Genomic DNA, 5,075 nt, shown 5'->3' on the forward strand with positions numbered 1-5,075 from the left:
CACGCCCGCCGCTCTCAGCTCATTGGCATTTCCATCCAAAGTTGACCCACGTAGCCCCTACCCTCCGAGCTTTAAACGCGGGGGGGGAATTGGGAGTGATAGACGTGGCGACATTGAATGTCATCAGGCGTTGGGCACAGCGAGAACAGATGGCCATCCGCGAGATCTCCAGGCGCACAGGCCTGGCTCGCAACACAGTGAAGAAGTACCTGCGGTCGGATGAGACCGAGCCCACCTACACAAGGCGAGTCAGCCCTAGCAAGCTCGATCCCTATGCCGAGAAGCTGGCCAACTGGCTAGGAATCGAGGCAACAAAATCGCGGAAACAGCGGCGCAATCAGAAGCAGATCTACACAACATCCGGCCTGCGCGTGTCAGTCGGGTGCTTTTTGTTGTCCGCAAGAAAAGCTGCGCTCCCAGATTTTCTTCAAGCTCCTTAATGGCACGCGACAGTGGTGACTGTTCGATGTGTAGAAGCTCGGCGGCACGCGCGAAATGAAGCTCTTCGGCAACGGCAAGGAAGCATCGAAGGTGGCGAAGCTCCATAAGAACATTAACCCCCAGAATTCCGAGTCCAACTCGCCATTGAAAATGGGCGAAAACTCGACTGGCGAGTTTCCCCGGCACTTTTCCTGAGGGTCTATTCGGAAGCATTTCCACCAGCAGCCAATTCAGCCCAGTCCAGTTCTTGCACCAGCGCGCGGTACGCCTGGTCGCCGATGACTTCCTGATTGCGAAGTTCGATGGCCTTGCGGCGCGCGGCCTCTATGGCCTGTCGCCGCATCGGCCCGCCCGGGACTTCATTCAGCGGTTGTTCATGGTGGTCCCGGCTTGCGTTCCGCTCGATGATCGCCTGGTGCTCCTTTCTGAGCAGGCGCGCGTGCACCGAGTCGTCTGACTCAATCGCATCAAGCGATGCTTGGTATATCAACGTCCGCCCAATCCTCACCTCCGCCGCGACCGGATCGTCGTCTGACAGATTCAGCCTGCCAATGACCCACTTCATCGTCAGTCCTTGAATGACCAAGGTGCCGAACACCACCGCGAACGCGCAGAAAAGGATCGGGTCACGGAATGGAAAGGGCGAACCATCCGGCAGCGTCTCGGGAACGGCGAAGGCGGCGGCAAGGGTCACGATGCCACGCATGCCAGCCCAGGAAACCACGAGGCCCCCTCCCCATGAACGCTTCGGACGCTTCGCGGGCTCTATCTTTCTGTTGTTGTGCAAAACGAGAGCGCTGTAGCTCATCACCCACAGGAACCGCGTCGCGATGGCCACGCCGAGCACCACGGCGGCGATCACGATCGCATCGATTCGGGCAGCCCCACTGCCCAGGCGCTCCCAGATCGGTCGCAACTGCATGCCAATCAGCACGAAAGCAAGGGCATTCAAGACAAAAACCACTGTTTCCCAGACGGAGAAGATCGGGACACGCATGCGGGCCGGTATGCGCGGCCCCCCTCCCCGGGCCATGGTCAGGGCAAATGCCACCATGGTCAGGATGCCGGACAAGCCGATCTTCTCGGCGAGAATCCAGACGCCGAAGGTCACTGCAAATTGCACGATCAATGACGTCGGCACGTGGCTGAGGCCGCTCATTACCGGGCGCAGTGCAAACCCCAGGCCGACCCCCACCACAATGCTGCCAAATACCGTGAGCAGAAACACCGGCAAGTAGTCGTCAAAACCGAGGGGGCCCGCAACCATGGCCATCAAAGCCAGGCGGTATACGAACAGCGCACTGGCGTCATTGAGCAGGCTTTCGCCTTCCAAAATACTCAGCACCCTATGGGGCAGTCCGACTTGACGCATCACCGCGGTGGCGGCTGCCGCATCCGGCGGTGCCACGATGGCCCCCAGGACGATTGCAACCGCCCACGGCATGTCCGGTACCAGCCAGCGGCAGACCAAGGCCACGCCAAGCACCGTGGTGCCGACAGCGGCAATCACGAGCCCCGCGACTGGCCTCCAGTTCGTGCGAAGGTCCCGCAACGACGTGTCGTAGGCCGTGTCCAACAGCACCGGCGCCACGAACAAGGCCAGGGCCAACTCTGGATCAAGCGTCCACTGAGGCACCGACGGCAAGAACGCTAGGCCCACGCCGCCGACCGCGAGCAGCGTGGGGTACGGCACGTCCAATCTGCGAGCCAGTTCAGCCAGGGACGCCGCCGCGATCAGGAGAACGATGATCCATTCAAAGGTTTCCAAGGCCTATCCCAGCTCTGATTCATCGAATCGCTGACTGCTCAGTGCAAAGCCCGGTCATTTGCTGTCGCCAACCGGTACACGCTGCAGGACGTACTCGCTCACCTTCTGCGCGGCAGGATCAATGAGTGTGTCAACCCGGTTGTTCAGCATGTACACGTCCTTCCCGTTCGAGGTGACCGCGGTGGGAAACGAAACCGTACTCTTGCCAAGTTCCTGAACTTGCGCTGTCTTCCAGCCATCTGCGCTGGTCAACTGAACGGCGCGGTCCACCCCCCCGTTCTGGGCGACCACGAGCGAGTCCTTGCCAATCAGATCGATGCCGTCCGCACCCGGCAAATTGGCCGACAGACTGATGGAATGCACTTCGACTTGGGGCTTGAGAGCGATTCGGAAGAACTCGCCAGTGCTGTGCTTGCCAACCAGCAAGAATCCGTCCGGGTGGTAGGCGATGCCGTTGAGATTGAAATTGTCGCCTTGGAACTTCTCGCTGCGCACGAGCACACGCGGCTTGAAGTGGCGATCAATGACGTAGACGACGGGCGCGAAGCTGTCTGTCACATAGATGTTGCCTTTGGGATCGAAAGCGAGATCGTTGGCGCAGCGGCCCCCTTCAGTCAGAGGTGCTAAATCGATGTAGCGCTTCTTCCGTCCCGTCGTTGCGTCGAAAGCGATGATCGCTGCGGTCTTGCCCTGCGTGCTGGGTGAGCTCTGGGTTGACACACCGATGTCGCACAACGCCGCCCACACCCAGTTGCGTTTTGCGTCGTACTTAATGCCGCCGGAGCCGAACATCAGCTTGTCTGCGGCGAAGGGCTTGTATTCGCCCGCAAGCGAGACCTTACCGATGGTTCCCTTACGAAGCGACCCAACAAAGAACGTCTTTTGCCGCGCTGACCAGGCAACACTCTCCGGGTAGGCTTGGTCGACGTGGAATGTGATGGCTGCGATGCCAGTCTGAGGTGGTGCCAACGTTTGCGCGTGCGTTGGCGCAGCCCCCTGCAGGCAGGCAGCCACAACAGCCATTGGCGTGATGAAGTTTCCAGCAAATGTTTTGGTCATTGATTTCGAGTTTCTTTAGTGGGTCATGTGAACACTTTCGCTATCCGGTCATCAAACGATGACCGGTTGTGACGAGTCGTCGAGAGCCTTTACATCATCCCCAATACAGGATGCGGCACATAGGGCTTTTCGAGTGCCTGGATTTCATCGTTGGAAAGCTGGATTTCCAGCGCCGAGACGGCTTCTTCCACGTGCTTGATTGCGGTCGTGCCAATGATCGGTGCGGTGATGTAGGGCTTGCTGATCATCCACGCCAGCGACATCTGACCCATCGATATGCCACGTGCCTGGGCCAGGGCTTGCACGTTGTCGATGACGACCTTGTCCAGGTCATTGGTGCCGTCCCAGACCCACTTCGAGACTTCATCGATCTTCACGCGCCGCGTCACAGTTCCCCACGGATGCGACAAGCGGCCACCAGCCAGCGGGCTCCACGGCGTGAGTGCGATCTTGCGATCCCGGCACAGAGGGATCATCTCCCGCTCTTCTTCGCGATAGATGAGGTTGTAGTGGTTCTGCATCGCAACGAACTTGGTCCAGCCATTCGTCTCTGCGATGTTCTGCATCCGTTCAAACTCCCAGGCATACATGGTGGACGCACCGATGTATCGCACCTTGCCGCTTTTCACGACGTCGTGCAGCGCCTCCATGATTTCTTCCATGGGGGTCATCGGGTCCAGCCGGTGGATGGTATAGAGATCGATGTAGTCCAGGCCCAACCGCTTCAGGCTCTTATCGATCTCGATGAGGATGGCCTTGCGCGACAGGCCGCTGCCGTTCGGTTTTCCGGGGCGCATCTCCATGCGCACCTTCGTGGCCACAACAATGTCGTCTCGGTCGAGATTGAATTCCTTGATGAGCTTGCCCGTGACTTCCTCGCTGGTGCCCAATTGATACACGTTGGCCGTGTCGAAGTAGTTGATGCCCAGCTCAATAGCCTTCTTGAAGATCGGCTTGGCTTCTTCGAAGTCCACGGCCCACGGGAACAAACCGTGTTCACTGCCCGGCTTACCAAAACTCATCATCCCCAGGCAGATCTTCGAGACGTCGATGCCTGTATTTCCAAGTTTGATGTACTTCATGGTCTTTTCTTTCCTCTATGGTGGTTGAACAATTGCGGGGTTGCGGTGATTGACGCTCAGCTTTGTCATATCGAATCCGCGCCTATTCAAGCTTGCCGTCAATGACAGTCGTGGCCAGCGTGGGTCGCCGCACCACATACCAAAGAACGAGCAGCAGAGCGATGGCCAGCAAGACGGTGGCCCCGGAGAGCGCCGCGCCGATTCGATGTGCCAGTTCGACGTTCGACGCAGTGCCCGACGGCAGGACGGGCGTCGCAAAGACCACTACGAGGATCGCCAGCCCCAGGGCGCCTCCAAGTTGATGTGCCACCCCCACGAGACCAGATGCCGAGCCGGCATCCTGTGGCGCAACACCGGCCACACCATTGATCGTGAGCAGCGCCAGCGTCGTCCCCATGCCAGCGCCGACCAGCACCATCGGCAGCGCGACACCGAACAGAAACGAGGTGTCAACCTCAATCTGTCCCAACCACGCCATGCCTACGAGCGAGGTCGTGAGGGCACCAACCAGCACGGTGTTGTGCCCATAACGCTTGACGAGCGCTGGTGCAGCCAAGGCGCCAAGGAAGTTGACCAGCATCGACGGAAAAAACGCGATGCCGGCCCACATCGGACGCATGCCAAGCACGCCCTGCAGGTACTGCGTGGTGTAGAAGAAGAAACCCATCGCCGCACCGATGAACAACACGCGCGCCAGGTTTGCTCCTGAACGTTCGCGGCTTTCG

Annotated in this window: 4 protein-coding genes and 2 pseudogenes; 1 reads left to right on the top strand and 5 read right to left on the bottom strand. The window is 59.2% G+C overall.

Annotated elements, in window-relative coordinates; all coding sequences use genetic code 11:
• Positions 1-95: 95 nt before the first annotated feature.
• Positions 96-353, top strand: a pseudogene (locus HGR_RS16590) (IS21 family transposase); the annotation flags it as partial.
• Between the two features lie 4 nt (positions 354-357).
• On the opposite strand, the pseudogene HGR_RS17145 reads toward HGR_RS16590, so the two are convergent.
• The 5 genes and pseudogenes from HGR_RS17145 to HGR_RS16610 form a co-directional block, all read right to left on the bottom strand.
• A pseudogene (locus tag HGR_RS17145) lies at positions 358-546 on the bottom strand (LysR family transcriptional regulator); the annotation flags it as partial.
• A gap of 94 nt (positions 547-640) precedes the next feature.
• Positions 641-2,209: a Na+/H+ antiporter gene (locus HGR_RS16595; protein ID WP_006299563.1), complete on the bottom strand. Its 1,569-nt coding sequence runs from the start codon at positions 2,207-2,209 to the stop codon at positions 641-643.
• A gap of 54 nt (positions 2,210-2,263) precedes the next feature.
• Positions 2,264-3,268, bottom strand: a complete 1,005-nt coding sequence (locus tag HGR_RS16935) for a hypothetical protein (protein WP_138922580.1) — start codon at positions 3,266-3,268, stop codon at positions 2,264-2,266.
• An 89-nt stretch (positions 3,269-3,357) separates the two neighbouring features.
• Positions 3,358-4,350, bottom strand: a complete 993-nt coding sequence (locus HGR_RS16605) for an aldo/keto reductase (protein WP_006299565.1) — start codon at positions 4,348-4,350, stop codon at positions 3,358-3,360.
• An 82-nt stretch (positions 4,351-4,432) separates the two neighbouring features.
• Positions 4,433-5,075: MFS transporter (locus HGR_RS16610; RefSeq protein WP_006299566.1), on the bottom strand; the 643-nt coding region annotated here is incomplete at its 5' end.

The sequence above is a fragment of the Hylemonella gracilis ATCC 19624 genome, from assembly GCF_000211835.1.
Classification (GTDB): domain Bacteria; phylum Pseudomonadota; class Gammaproteobacteria; order Burkholderiales; family Burkholderiaceae_C; genus Hylemonella; species Hylemonella gracilis.

Excerpts from the sequence above, each read along its gene's own strand:
- HGR_RS16935 (WP_138922580.1), bottom strand. The coding sequence starts at position 3,268 with ATGACCAAAACATTTGCTGGAAACTTCATCACGCCAATGGCTGTTGTG.
- HGR_RS16605 (WP_006299565.1), bottom strand. The coding sequence starts at position 4,350 with ATGAAGTACATCAAACTTGGAAATACAGGCATCGACGTCTCGAAGATC.